The 13,458-nt window shown below is 33.4% G+C and carries 11 protein-coding genes; 1 reads left to right on the top strand and 10 read right to left on the bottom strand.

Annotated elements, in window-relative coordinates:
* Window positions 1-1,061: 1,061 nt before the first annotated feature.
* The 4 genes from PGOND44_RS09655 to PGOND44_RS09640 form a co-directional block, all read right to left on the bottom strand.
* Window positions 1,062-2,459 carry an asparagine synthase-related protein gene (locus tag PGOND44_RS09655; protein ID WP_003440776.1) on the bottom strand — a complete coding sequence of 466 codons (1,398 nt, stop codon included), beginning with the start codon at window positions 2,457-2,459 and terminating at the stop codon, window positions 1,062-1,064.
* A 425-nt stretch (window positions 2,460-2,884) separates the two neighbouring features.
* Entirely contained in the window at window positions 2,885-4,042 is a 1,158-nt protein-coding gene (locus PGOND44_RS09650) for a glycosyltransferase family 4 protein (RefSeq protein ID WP_003440774.1), read from the bottom strand.
* A gap of 51 nt (window positions 4,043-4,093) precedes the next feature.
* Window positions 4,094-4,444: a four helix bundle protein gene (locus PGOND44_RS09645; RefSeq protein WP_003440764.1), complete on the bottom strand. Its 351-nt coding sequence runs from the start codon at window positions 4,442-4,444 to the stop codon at window positions 4,094-4,096.
* A gap of 56 nt (window positions 4,445-4,500) precedes the next feature.
* Window positions 4,501-5,520 (bottom strand): NAD-dependent epimerase/dehydratase family protein, encoded by a 1,020-nt coding sequence (locus PGOND44_RS09640; RefSeq protein WP_003440762.1) that lies wholly within the window; start codon window positions 5,518-5,520, stop codon window positions 4,501-4,503.
* Window positions 5,521-5,809: 289 nt separating this feature from the next.
* On the opposite strand from PGOND44_RS09640, the gene PGOND44_RS09635 reads away from it, so the two are divergent.
* Window positions 5,810-6,520, top strand: a complete 711-nt coding sequence (locus PGOND44_RS09635) for a class I SAM-dependent methyltransferase (RefSeq protein ID WP_003440759.1) — start codon at window positions 5,810-5,812, stop codon at window positions 6,518-6,520.
* Between the two features lie 432 nt (window positions 6,521-6,952).
* On the opposite strand, the gene PGOND44_RS09630 is transcribed toward PGOND44_RS09635, so the two are convergent.
* The 6 genes from PGOND44_RS09630 to PGOND44_RS09605 form a co-directional block, all read right to left on the bottom strand.
* A complete protein-coding gene (locus PGOND44_RS09630; RefSeq protein ID WP_003440756.1) occupies window positions 6,953-7,804 on the bottom strand; it encodes a glycosyltransferase family 2 protein in 852 nt (283 codons plus the stop codon).
* A complete protein-coding gene (locus PGOND44_RS15025; RefSeq protein ID WP_003440753.1) occupies window positions 7,801-8,766 on the bottom strand; it encodes a glycosyltransferase family 2 protein in 966 nt (321 codons plus the stop codon). The genes PGOND44_RS09630 and PGOND44_RS15025 overlap by 4 nt, the downstream gene beginning before the upstream one ends.
* Window positions 8,767-8,956: 190 nt before the next feature.
* Window positions 8,957-9,883 (bottom strand): hypothetical protein, encoded by a 927-nt coding sequence (locus PGOND44_RS09620; protein WP_003440750.1) that lies wholly within the window; start codon window positions 9,881-9,883, stop codon window positions 8,957-8,959.
* Between the two features lie 6 nt (window positions 9,884-9,889).
* On the bottom strand, window positions 9,890-11,353 hold the full coding sequence (locus PGOND44_RS09615; protein ID WP_003440747.1) for an MBOAT family O-acyltransferase: 1,464 nt from the start codon (window positions 11,351-11,353) through the stop codon (window positions 9,890-9,892).
* Window positions 11,354-11,379: 26 nt separating this feature from the next.
* Window positions 11,380-12,528 carry a glycosyltransferase gene (locus PGOND44_RS09610; RefSeq protein ID WP_003440739.1) on the bottom strand — a complete coding sequence of 383 codons (1,149 nt, stop codon included), beginning with the start codon at window positions 12,526-12,528 and terminating at the stop codon, window positions 11,380-11,382.
* 6 nt (window positions 12,529-12,534) lie between these two features.
* Window positions 12,535-13,458, bottom strand: a complete 924-nt coding sequence (locus PGOND44_RS09605) for a glycosyltransferase (protein ID WP_003440733.1) — start codon at window positions 13,456-13,458, stop codon at window positions 12,535-12,537.

Below are 13,458 nucleotides of genomic sequence, written 5' to 3'. Positions count from 1 at the left end.
TCCTTTTATTTCAAATGCTTTATTTTCTCACCTTTTAGGGAGGGGCAAAAGAAAATAAAGTTATTCACCTTTCGATATTTTAGCTTTAAACCCTTCTACCCTTGTTTATGTTCGAGCTTGCCAGTGCTTAGCGAAAGTCGAAGTATCGAGAACTTTTTATTTATTCTTGTTCGCTTAAGTGTTAGAATCAGAAAAACAGACAATTGAGATCCTTCCACGTAGTTTATGTTCGAATTTGCTCGTGCTGAGCGAAAGTTGAAGTATCCAGAACTTTTGTATAATGTGAGTTAAATGCATCTCGACTCCGCTCGATGTTGAAACATATTACAACTCTTCAAAACTTGACCTTTTAACCTTCGACTCTTTGACCCATTGACTCTCGACTAGTTTACCCTCGACTCCTTGACGCTCGACTCTCGACTCTACTAGGTCTCCGCTCAATTCAGGCAGCTCGATGTTGAAACATGGGAGAAAACACCGCCATTATATTTAGGTTCAATTCAGATCTTTAATAATTAAAACCGATATCGTTGTTTATGTTCGAGCTTGCAAGTGCTGAGCGAAAGTTAAAGTATCGACAACAAAATCCATCTCGACAGACTTTATGCTGCAGAGTTGAAGTGCTCGATGTTGAAACACGGGAGAAAACTCCGCCATCTTGGCCCCGACCCTAAAGGGTGGATGGCTTCAATCTTACTAAAATAATCCTTTTATTTCAAATGCTTTATTTTCTCACCCTTTAGGGAGGGGCAAAAGAAAATAAAGTTATTCACCTTTCGATATTTTAGCTTTAAACCCTTCTACCCTTGTTTATGTTCAAGCTTGCCAGTGCTGAGCGAAAGTCGAAGTATCGAGAACTTTTGTATAATGTAAGTTAAATGCATCTCGACCCTACTACGTCTACGCTCAGTACAGGCAGCTCGATGTTGAAACATAGTAAAATCCTTCAAACTTTGACTCTCGACTCATTGACTCTCGACTCATTGACTCTCGACCCTTCTACTCTTTGACCCTCGATCCTTGTCTACTTGACTCTTTAACTACCTACTCACGACTCAACACTACTCACGACTACTCAACTCCCTGCTATTCCAAACACTCAACGTCAACAACATACTCACAGGATGCGAATAAAACACTTGATCTTGGGTTTTAAATTTAGTATACAGATCTTTGACTAGACTCGGATCCACAAAGTCTTTAAAATTGGAATTAAATAAATGCGATTCTAATTGTCTTTCATTCTCTTTTCCTAAAAACTGCAATTCCCAATTGCGCTGAATGAATTTCTTGCCTAGTTTGGCTTGGACTTCACGTTTGAGTTTGTCGACAACTCGATATGGTAAATTATAGGGTGTTTTGTTCTTTTGAAAATTAGTCAGATTAAAAGGCTTTTGATCTTGCCAAACAATTTTAGCGACCTGCGGATTGTTTTGCTTGATGTATTCGATTTGTAATTTTCGATCGGCCAAATGGGCTTCTGGAAGCTGACAAATTAACTCGCACATGCGATCATCATAATAAGGCAAAGTAATTGGATGAGCCGCTGCAAACACACTTAAATTAATACTGGTCCAGCGAGGCGCCCAGTACATCGATTTAAATGCTCTTACTTTAGCTGAGGTGTTTTGGATGTCAATTCGTTTGAGCAAGGTCTGAGTAGTCTCCTTCAAATAAGTCTTAAAATCACCTTCTAAATTCCAGGACTGCCATATGGATTGTGCCAATTCCATTCCTCCTTTCTTGATTACTTTTTTATGGATATAATCCACTAAATCCTGGTCTTGAATACCTTCATCACCGCCCTTATCAAATAAAACATCTCCCCAATGGCCTAGAGAAAACAGTCCTTCCATTTTTTTAAGCTCCTCCAACACTCCCATCTGACGGGGATGCGTAAACTCAGAATAGCATTGATTGATCTCGGCTAACTCATCTATACTATCCCATAAATAATGGGGTGGAATCTCAAAAGCCTGAAACTCAAAATCACAAACTTTAGCGATTTGCTGGCTGATCTTATGCTCTTTGTAACCACCTTGGAACGAATAGGAATAGGACGCCACCTTTTTTCCTAATTTTTTTAAAGCCACGGCCTGACTTCGGCTATCCAAACCTCCAGACAAAGGCAAAATCGCTTGTTGATCTCCGATTTGCTCCTCTATGATTTGCTCAAATAACTCTTGGTATTGCTGTAAAGAAGCAACAAAGCTTTGAGTTCTGGGTTTATAATACCACTTAAACCAAGCTTTCGAGCTTACCAAGTAGCCGTTGTTATCAATCTCACTAATCGTTCCTGGACGTAAGACTTTTTTATGTTTCCAATACGTGCTATCATCCCAAAAGAAACCGGTAGCGGCGAACAAGCAAATCGCTTTATGGTCCAACTCCTCAGGTTCGTTTTTGATCTTGACGAAAGTTTGGTGGATGGGGATGATGGGAGTTTTTATTTTTTTCATTAGAGTATTCAAACACTGGTTTATTCGTGAAATCGGTTATAAGGATTCAAAAATAGTATTTCCAATTTGTTTATGTTCGAACGGAGTCGAGAACTTTTGTATAATGTAAGTTAAATGTATCTCGACAGAGTTTATGCTGAAGAGTTTAAGTGCTCGATGTTGAAACATGAGAGAAAACACCACCATCTTGTTTAGGTTCGATTCAGATCTTCAATAAATGAAACCGTTATCATTGTTTACGTTCGAGCTTGCCAGTGCTGAGCGAAAGTCGAAGTATCGAGAACAAACTCCATCTCGACTCCGCTCGATGTTGAAACATATTACAACTCTTCGACCCTTCGACTCCTTGACCCTCGAATCTTCAACTCTCGACTCATTGACTCGCAACTCTTCGACTCTTCAACTCTCGACTCTTTGACCCTCAACTACCTTACTACTCGATTATACAACCTCATCATCCCCTCTACCATTTCCATTTCAGTATGCTGTTGCTCAACTTTTAAGCGAGCAGCATGTTTTATGTTTTTGATATATTCTGAATCCAGTTGGCTAAATTCCAAAATTTGAGCTGCCATGGCTTTATAATCATAAACCGGGACGATCCAGCCTTCTTTTTGATGAGTAATGAGTTCTTCCATTCCCCCACAATTGGTGGAGATGACTGGACAACCCAAAGCCATAGCCTCCACCGCTACGTTGGCAATGCCTTCTTCTATACTTGATAATAAAAAAATATCTGACGAAGACATCATTTCAAAAACCTTTTGTTGTGGTAATTTCGGTAAAAATTCCACTTCAGTCTCCAAATCTAACTCATTTCTTAAAAATAACAATTCTTGGTTACCTTCTGCACCAATTATTTGGTAATTGAGTTGAAGACCTTTCTTCTTTAAAAGAGCTAAAGCCTTTAAAGCGATATCGTAACCTTTTTTCCAATGGGGACGACCTACAGAAATAATTTCTAATACTTCGTTTTGGACAACTAGAGGATTAAATTCAAATTTAGATAGCTCCAACCCTGTATACACAACATGGTCAATTTTATTTGGGCTATTATAAATCTTATTCCCTTCTTTGGAGATCGCTTGAGAGACTGAATGAAATCCTGAAAATCGAGGTAGCCAGTGTTGGAGATACTCAAAATTAGCTTTATCCACAAAAGGCCTCACGTTGGTTTGATATCCGCGTTGTGATAAGACAAATTTATAGGTTTGGGGTTTGAGTAAATCTTCAAACAAACTAATATTGGAGACCCATTGCACATGAACCACATCGGGTTGAATATACTCTAAAGCTGCTGTTAGGTTTTGTCGTTTGAGTTGAGATTTATCTCCGGATGTCAAACGCTTAAGAGTCTTTAAAAGTGACTTAGATCTTAAACCCCAAATCAGACTGGTCCACATAAATTTCCATTTACTGGCACTACTGCCTAAAGCAATATATTTCACCCCTTTAAGAGGTTGCTTAAGTTCTTCATTAAAGCCTAACACAAAGACCTCAACGTCATTGCTCACCAAACCTTCAACCAAGCGATTGATAAAGGCTGTGGTTTTAAAAGAACCGTCGAAGATGATGATTTTCATGATAAGTTGTTAGTTGGGCGTTGTTCGTTAAACGGTAAACGCTAAAGTATATCAGCTATTCTTTTTCAAAAAGCGAATGAGGCCGTGCATTATTTTTATTGTATTTTCTATTTTCTTAAAAACTGGATGTTCACTGTGGATCAGTTTTAATTTTGCAGCAATGATAAGCTGAGTTTCTAATTCTAAAATTGAGCCTAACGCAATTTCAACAAATCTTTTATATTCTTTGTTCGAACTTCTACTGCAACCTTCCGCAATATTTGATGGTACAGAAACTGAAGCTCTCCTCAATTGACTGACTAAACCAAATTTTTCCTCACTTGGAAACTTCTGCGTGATTTCATATACTAATTGTACAAGCTCCATGGATTCTTTCCACGCATCAAGTTCTTTGTAATTCATAATTTCGTTTTTAGTTGGTAGTTTCTCGTTTTACGTTGAACAGTAAACGAAAAACGCTAAACTAATCCATAATACTCCTTATACCACTCCACAAATCTATCGATTCCAGTTTGAATATCTGTGCTTGGTGCATATCCGAAATCTTTCTGCAACTCACTTACATCTGCCCAGGTTTGGTTTACATCTCCATCTTGCATTGGATACATCTCTTTAATCGCTTCTTGACCAAATGCTAGCTCTAAAGCTTTGATAAATTCCAAAAGTTGAACAGGCTTGGAATTACCTATATTATAGATGCCATACTTTTTTTGATGTGGCAAATCTTTTTCGATCGTGGCTATAACTCCTTCTACGATATCGTCGATATAGGTAAAATCTCGAGATAAGTCTCCGTTATTAAATACCTTGATGGGCTTATTCTTGGTAATGGCTTCAGCAAATAAATGCATGGCCATATCTGGTCTTCCCCAAGGGCCATAAACCGTAAAGAAACGTAAACCTATACTTTGGATTCCAAAGAGATGGCTATAGGTATGCGCTAAAAGCTCGTTAGTCTTCTTGGTAGCTGCATAAACACTAATGGGGAGATCTACCGATTGATCTTCTTTAAAAGGCACCTCATCAGAATTTCCGTAAACGCTAGAGCTACTAGCATAAACGATTTTACTTACCTGAAATTCTCGCATACATTGCAAGACATTTAGAAAGCCGGTGATGTTGGTATCGATGTAGACTTTTGGATTTTCTATACTGTACCGAACCCCCGCTTGAGCGGCTAAATTACATACCACATTGATTTGACGATCCTCAAACAAACTCGGCAAGTTAGCTCGATCTTCCAATTTGAGTTGGTAAAAACTCAACTGGTCATAGACAGTAGATTTAACCTCTCGATTATAAAACTCTGAGTCTTTTTTAGCGATTCCCAACTGATTTAATCGGGCATATTTTAAGTCTACATCATAGTATGTATTTAGACTATCAATTCCTATAACTTTAAAACCTTGTTCCAGCAAATTTCTGGTAACATGAAATCCGATAAAGCCAGCAGCTCCTGTTATCAGAATTACCTCCATAGCAATGATATTAAATGTTGCATGTATGTTTTATTTGGATTTTTCGTACTGCAAGTTACGGTGCTTTATGTAAATATTATTACTATGTATTGTTGGATTTTGGGAGAATCAATAATATATCTCACCGAAGAGCAAAACAACTCGTACTTTAGATTAATAAAAGCTAGTACGCTAAAATACTTATTAAAATGACTAAACTTAGTCATTTCTTATGATTATATTCAGCTTCTAAAACAAGACATCTTGATTACTTCCATAATAATCGAGACTCCCGTTGACAATTATACAGATGGAATTAAAAGAACAAACCGAATTTTATAATAAATACTGGAAGGATTATAAAAATTTTGGATCCTATAAACTTCAGAGATTGAGTGAAATAGTCAAAATTTTGGAACAAGTAAGAAAAATCAAGAGAAATCCTAAAATTCTGGATCTAGGTTGTGGAGATGGAAGATTCTGTGCAGTTTGGAATGAAGTTGGAGAAACTGTCGGCATGGATCTTTCAACAAAAGCGATGGATATGGCTTCAAAAAGGTATCCTTTCATAGATTTTCATGCAGGTGATGCAACAAAAACAGAATTTAAAGATGGCGCCTTCGATATTATCATATCACAAGAGGTAATAGAACACATTGAAATCCAACATGAGTACGTAAAAGAATGTCAAAGGCTGTTATCGCACAATGGAGTTTTAATTTTGACTACACCAAATAAATATTATTTTGACAGGAGAAAAGGTGGCAATTACTCAAACCAACCAATAGAAAACATATTGAACCCATCACAACTAAAAGACTTACTCGCGAAAGATTTTAGACTTTTAGATTTTTACACTATTATTCATCCTAAAGGTGATTATGGCATTTATAAACTTCTGGGTAGCTTAATTATAAGATATGGGTTTTCAGCTCTTAAAGCTGAGTTTTTACTTCAACGGATTATGAGTAAATCGCTCTTAGGTCTAAATATTGTTTGCATAGCTCAAAAAAAAAAATAGACCTTAAAAGATAAGGCTTACATAATTTCCAACCTCTTAAACCATAAATCTTAGAAAAACCAATAGTTTTCTAAATAAATTTATAATAGTAGTAAAATTATTTACCGAATTATTTAATAACTTTATCTACAGCCTAATAAAATTACTCTACCTTATTGATTTGAGTTTAATAAAGAAGTAAATTTTGAATTGACGAATTTTTTAGTATGCATTCATGAGAACTGTGTGATATAGATAATTGGTAAATTACACAACTAAAAACCGATTTCAAATTATTTCTAATTGTTTTGGTAGATCATTACAATTTTAATGTTAGAAGTCAAGCATTTAATCAAATGATAAATAGACATCCTTTTTTGCTTCAATAAAAGAAGAGGTTATTAACTGCATGATTAACCAAATAAGACAACTGAATATTACTATTCTTTAAAATCAATTTTGGTTCAATTCTTTTTTCATTGATAAATATTTCTTATAATGATAAATTGATAATTTCGGTTTCAATATTTTTTTAAATATTTTTGATTTATATTCCCTTAGTATCAAATATTTTAAAGCATCAGCTTGCACGTCAGAAAAATATTTCTTGGCGATCTTGTGAGTATTAACCTGCAAATTAAAACTTCTACTACCTACATCTCTGCTTCCACCACTACTTGCGCCAATGTGAAAGAGACGAGCTTTATGATTGTAATACATCTTGTAACCACTTGTGAATAGATTTAATGCAAAGTCTCTATCTTCACCGGCCCCAGTTGGATCAAAACTTTCATCAAACCCTCCTACTTCGTTGAACACTTTTTTAGTAACTGCACAGCAACACCCTGGGATGGCAATTGTAGGCCTAGATTTTGGAGAGTTGGGATTCGCAGTTATAGTTTGAATAAAATTGAAGCTTTTCATTTTGAAAAATTGTTCTTCACCTAGAGGATAATTACCTTCAACATCACAGTTGGCTCCAGCACTTGCATCATAATTGCTTTCTAGAATAGGTTGCACCAATTCTTTGATAAAATCAGACTCTACACGTGCATCATCATCTAAAAAAATTAAGATCTCACCTTTTGATTTTCTAACTCCATAATTCCTTGATTGGCAAGGCCCAGTAGTTGATAAATGATAATAACGGCAATGATTGTAAACTGTGGGTTTATCTGATTGGTCAACAACAATTATCTCTAATTTGCAATTACTAGGTAAAACTTGATTTTGCAAGTCGTCTAATAGGTCTATAATATATTTATTCCTATTTCTCGTAGGTATTATGACGGAAATTAATTTCATGAAAAATTTTTTAAAACAAAATTGTTAAATAGGTTTCTAATCTTTATTGACCTGAAACCTATACACTTGTAATAACAAAAAATAGTTTTGATTTTATAAAGGTTTCTATTTAAGTTTTGAATTAGAAAGTTGTAATATTCGGTTGCTTTAGGGTCATTATAATAAATAGAAGTCAAGAAGATTCTAGCCATTTTTTTTAACATTTTAATCTTAATTTCATCATCCTGATATGTTTTTTTATTGTTGTTAAAAATTTCTTTGTAAAGAAAAAATTTTGATTGAGAGTTTTCTTCTGAAAATTTTCTATCCTTACCGCTAATAGATGAGTTATGAAGTTTATACACAAAAAGTTTTTTGGAAGATTGATGGACATTACTTACCATAATTTTTGATAGAACATCTAGAAAAAAAACAGCTTCCTGACCTCTTTTTATTTTTTCATTGAAAATTATATCATTTTTTTTAAGAAATTTTTTTTTAAATAGAGCAGTAGGTGTCAATATTTCAGTTTTATTTAAAGCAAATTGTTTAAACAAAGAAATTTTTAAATTTTGTTTGATTGGTAATAACACACCCTCTTTATCTTTAAACCCGGTACAAATTTGTAAATCTGATTTTTCTTTTAGAATATCTTTATATTGTTCAGCAATTTTTTCCTTAAGCATCAAATCATCAGAATCAAACCATTGGATATACTCCCCTTGACTCATTTTAAACCCATAATTACGAGCACCATTCCCACCGGGAAGATGTTCCTCAGGCCGATGAAAATATTTAAAACGAGCATCTTTTTCAACATAAGCCCCAACAACCTCATCGGTGTTGTCACTAGAACCATCATCCACAATAATACATTCCCAATTCTCGTAAGTCTGGGCTACTACCGAGTCCAGGGTCTCCCCGATCAGATGGGCTCGGTTGTAAGTGGGGATAATGATGGAGACTAAAGGCTGGTCACTCATGGATAATAAATTAGTATTGCAATATTACGAATTTTAGGGATGAGTTATTAATTTATCCGAATTTTCGTGGTTGTTTTTTCCATTTTGTTTTTGATTATTATCATGCTGTCCCGACTTCTGCTTTAGTCTATTAATTAAGAATAAGAACTGTCTGGGTTGAGCATTGAATTAAGTTTGAATAGTATTAGAATTATTTAATTAATACATGATCTTTTAAAATATGAATAAAATCAGTATTAAACTTATCTACTCCTTCTTGAGTTAAATGATGAGGATCGTAAAAATGTAAAGAATCATTCATATTCGAAATTCTATTAAAATCATAATAATTCCCGTAGGATCTTATAAAATTATTAAACTTTTTTAAGTCAATAGATTTATAGAAACTCGAACTTACAGGAGCAAACACTAAAATGTATTTAATATTTTCACTCTTAAACATTTCAATGTTTTGTTTGAAGCTTGATTTTTGTAGTTTATTTAATTCCCACCCTTTTTGTGGTTTAAAATTTGTGTATTTAGGTTTAATGGCTTTTTCTACATAGCCACCTCTAATGTAAGTGTCGTTTGATCTTGTGTACGATTTAATTTTATTTTGAGACTTAAATTTTTGCTTGTAATAAGCATGAGCTAAAGTTTGATAAACTTGGACATTATTTACCCTAAGAGCTGATTTAAAATTTAAATAGTCAACAATATCATTGTTTATCAAGTCCAAATTTGACTCTATACCTGAGTTTTTAAATACATTAGGGAATACTTCATAAACAACCAATTTTGGGTTTAATTCTTTCAGATATCTTTTAAGTAATATTTGAGTTTGATCATGGGTTTGAGCACTTGAACCTAAGTTAAATGCTCTAAAGCCTATACTATCAAAATTGCGTGTATCAAAGCCCCTGTAAGCATGTGATGAACCTAAAAATAAAATATCAATATCATTTAAAGTATCAACTTCTTTAAATCTTATGTCACTAAAACCATAGCCTTCTCCTATATACTTAATATTAGGCATAACTCTAAAAGGAAGTAGTTCAAAACCAACCAAAAAAAACAAACCCAATATTAATGATGATACTAAGGAAAAAATAAAAAAATCTTTTATAAAGCGTTTCATAATAGTTTAAAATTGAAAATATATGAACGGTGTTTCTTCCGCTACCATGAAATTAAAAATTAAATAAATTAGTAAACTGTAAAAAATGAAACGTATAATTCTTGGTGAGTTTTTTAAGAGTTTTTGTATTGCAAAATCATTATGCCTTCCAAACCACTCTATTAGATAGAAGAAAATTATTAAAAACACTAAGGAAGGGTTGAAATTATAAAGCAAGCGATAAGTTTTATAATAATTCATATAATCCGCTAAACCTAAAAACAAATCCATTAGGAACTGACCTGCATGTGCCATGTCTTCAGCTCTAAAAAAAACCCACGCTAGAACCGTTAAAGAAAAGGTCAAAAGCATACCTCTCAATTCTTTAAAGGTTGGCAGAACTCTATTTTCTGCAATACCACCAGTATGGACTCTATTTTTATTTCGTAATAATAAAGGTAAAAAGTAAATGGCATTTAAAGCACCCCAAACAATAAAAGTCCAATTAGCACCATGCCAAAATCCACTCACTATAAAAATAATAAAGGTATTGCGTACTTTCATCAAAGTGCCTCCACGACTACCACCAAGTGGAATGTATAAATAATCCCTAAACCAAGTGGATAATGAAATATGCCACCGACGCCAAAACTCGGCAATATCTCTTGAAAAATAGGGGAATGCGAAGTTTTTCATCAATTTAAAACCAAATAAACGAGCTGTACCAATAGCAATATCAGAATAACCTGAAAAATCTCCATAAATCTGAAATGTGAACATTAATGCCCCAAGAGCTAAACTCGTACCACCATAATCTGCTGAATTGTTAAAAATATCATTTGCCAATTGAGCACAGTTATCTGCAATGACCACCTTTTTAAATAAACCCCATAAAATTTGGCGCATCCCTAACACAGCTTCGTTGTAGTCAAATTTTCGCTTCGTATAAAACTGAGGCAATAAATTAGTGGCACGCTCGATTGGGCCAGCTACTAATTGTGGAAAAAAACTTACAAAAGCTGTAAAGGCAACGAAATCTTTTGTTGGTTTTAATTTTTTTCTATAAACATCTATGGTGTAGCTTAAGGTTTGAAATGTATAAAAGCTTATTCCAACAGGAAGAATTATATTTAAACTAGTTGAAGGGATTTGATAACCGAAGAAACTAAATGCACTAACAAAATTATCAATAAAAAAATTGAAGTACTTAAAAAAGCCAAGAAAGCCTAAATTGATAATAATACTTATCCATAACAAGACTTTCCGCCTTTGCTTTCCATCAGTTTTTTCCAATTGTAAGCCAACTATGTAATCTACAAGTGAACTAAATATAATTAAAGTTAAAAACCGCCAATCCCACCATCCATAAAAGAGATAACTTGCTGCCGCAATTAAGGCATTTTGTGCTCGCAAATGTTTTTGAAATACAAACCAATAGAGTAAAAATACTATAGGTAGAAATATGGCGAAGTCAAGTGAGTTGAAGAGCATTGTGATGTTTAGTTACGACTCATATATTATACTTTTATAATCTTAGAATAACTTTTTATCAATGCTTCAGTAGAAAATTTTTGAAACCTCAGTGCTGAATATTTTTTAATTTTATCTAAATCGTATTTCTTATCAAAAAAGTCAGTCAAGGTTTGACAAAGTGCTTCTTCGTTTCCAACTTTAAATAAAGGTATTGGATAATTTTCTCCAACAACTTCTCTTACACCTTCTACATTTGTTCCAATAAACGGCGCACCAATACCAATTGTTTCAATAACTACATTAGGTAAACCTTCATTCTGTGTGCTTAAAATATTACAGTTTGTTATAGAAAGTAGTTCCATGTTGTAAAATGACCTCCCTAAAAAAATTACATTACTATCAATTCCTAGTTGTTTAACTTCTTGCTTATATAGTTTCATCATTCCTTCCGCACCCTCATCTCCTGCGATTAATAGTACTGCATTGGAATTTGTAGATTCTAAAAAAAGCTTCCAAGCCTTAAAAACTGTACTATAATCTTTTTCTTTAAAAAAATTAGCGATTGAAGACACAACAAAATCATATCTATCAACTCCAAAAAACGACTTCCAATTTTTTGAATGGTCTATATTTCTTAATCTAAGCCCGTTATAAATAGTACTTATATTTAAGTTATACGAATTACCATACACCTCTTGGAATTTCAATCCTGCGTGTATTGAGTTAGCAATTATTACAGGTTGGTTATGCAAGGCCTTCTTTAAATACCAACTTTGTCTTGGTTTATTTTCTAGTACGGTGTTCCGAATATGAAAGATAGTTTTTTTAGCACCTGTATATGGAAGTATAGTCCCGAAAAAATGGCACAGATTATCATGGTAGGGTATAACATAATCAAAACCGTAGAATCTTGATAATAAAATTGTTTTTATCAATGGCACGTAACGCTGCAAACGCCATGAATATTTTCCCCAAAACTTGTCTTTTATGAATCTACCGTCAATAATGTTAAAGCCATTTTTTATCAATTCTTTCTTAACAAAGTCTTCTTCATATTTTGTAGTCCAAAAAAAATAAATCTTAGCCCCTTTCTTTTGAAATTCTTTTGCTAAAGTTAGAGCTTGCGTCTGAATTCCACCGTAAGTCAGATTGTTAATTGCAAATAAAATTTTGACTTTATGCCTTTTAAACATGTTTATTTACAATTCTAAATAATAAATCCATTTCAAAATAACTTTATCCATAGTATAATTTTGGGCGGTTTCATAGCCTCTCTCAATAATTTTATTACGTTTATTTTGATCTGAAATTTGATTTAGCGCATTTTTCCATTCCAAAGCACTGGAGCAAATAAATCCATTCTCACCTTCAACAATAACTTCTCTATAAGCCTCAATATCGCTACAAAGAACAATATTCCCAACTGCAAGAGATTGTAAAACTCTATTAGAAGATTTATATTTTGATAACATATCATCATCAACAGCTATTAAACTAGCACTGTATTGACTGATTATCTCGAAAGTTTCTATCTTCTTCCAATCATTCCATTTTATGTCTGCTTGGGGATTGTTTGACATAGTATGAATTTCCCAGCCTAATGATTCAAAAAGTTTTTTTAATGAATTAATTTTTTCAATTCTAGATTCAGTCAACCATCCAAAAAATATAGCCTTTTTATTATGTATATATTTTTTCTTCTCAAAATATTCTACGGCATCAGGAATATACCTAACTTTTTTTTGTGGATGATGTCGCTGATATAATTGAAATAAATTTTTTGAAGTACCGATTATATAATCGAAATATTTAACCAAGGAATCATCACATTTTGGCAAATCACAATCAATAAAAGCAATATTAACTCTTTTAAATTTCAATAAACTTAGTAACTTCCTTAGTGATAATTCTTTCCTTTTTTGAAGAATTAATAAATCTCCTTTTTTAAGAAAAAGAAGCATCCATATTTTTTTTTTAAGAGTAAGAGTACTATTTCCTTGCTTTAGTATTTTAGATTTTATCCCTTTACGAAGTAATGCTTGATGTACTTTATGACCATGAATTCTGGAACTTCCAGTGTTCTCATTACCAATTAATACCCAAAAAACCCTTTTATGCTTCAT

Source organism: Psychroflexus gondwanensis ACAM 44, assembly GCF_000355905.1.
GTDB lineage: Bacteria > Bacteroidota > Bacteroidia > Flavobacteriales > Flavobacteriaceae > Psychroflexus > Psychroflexus gondwanensis.
The sequence above is the reverse complement of the archived record's forward strand: the minus strand, read 5'-3'. Positions and strand labels throughout refer to the sequence as shown.

Bases quoted from the DNA above. Each gene is read 5' to 3' on its own strand.
- PGOND44_RS09655 (WP_003440776.1), bottom strand. From the start codon at position 2,459: ATGAAAAAAATAAAAACTCCCATCATCCCCATCCACCAAACTTTCGTC.
- PGOND44_RS09650 (WP_003440774.1), bottom strand. From the start codon at position 4,042: ATGAAAATCATCATCTTCGACGGTTCTTTTAAAACCACAGCCTTTATC.
- PGOND44_RS09645 (WP_003440764.1), bottom strand. From the start codon at position 4,444: ATGAATTACAAAGAACTTGATGCGTGGAAAGAATCCATGGAGCTTGTA.
- PGOND44_RS09640 (WP_003440762.1), bottom strand. From the start codon at position 5,520: ATGGAGGTAATTCTGATAACAGGAGCTGCTGGCTTTATCGGATTTCAT.
- PGOND44_RS09635 (WP_003440759.1), top strand. From the start codon at position 5,810: ATGGAATTAAAAGAACAAACCGAATTTTATAATAAATACTGGAAGGAT.
- PGOND44_RS09630 (WP_003440756.1), bottom strand. From the start codon at position 7,804: ATGAAATTAATTTCCGTCATAATACCTACGAGAAATAGGAATAAATAT.
- PGOND44_RS15025 (WP_003440753.1), bottom strand. From the start codon at position 8,766: ATGAGTGACCAGCCTTTAGTCTCCATCATTATCCCCACTTACAACCGA.
- PGOND44_RS09620 (WP_003440750.1), bottom strand. From the start codon at position 9,883: ATGAAACGCTTTATAAAAGATTTTTTTATTTTTTCCTTAGTATCATCA.
- PGOND44_RS09615 (WP_003440747.1), bottom strand. From the start codon at position 11,353: ATGCTCTTCAACTCACTTGACTTCGCCATATTTCTACCTATAGTATTT.
- PGOND44_RS09610 (WP_003440739.1), bottom strand. From the start codon at position 12,528: ATGTTTAAAAGGCATAAAGTCAAAATTTTATTTGCAATTAACAATCTG.
- PGOND44_RS09605 (WP_003440733.1), bottom strand. From the start codon at position 13,458: ATGAAGCATAAAAGGGTTTTTTGGGTATTAATTGGTAATGAGAACACT.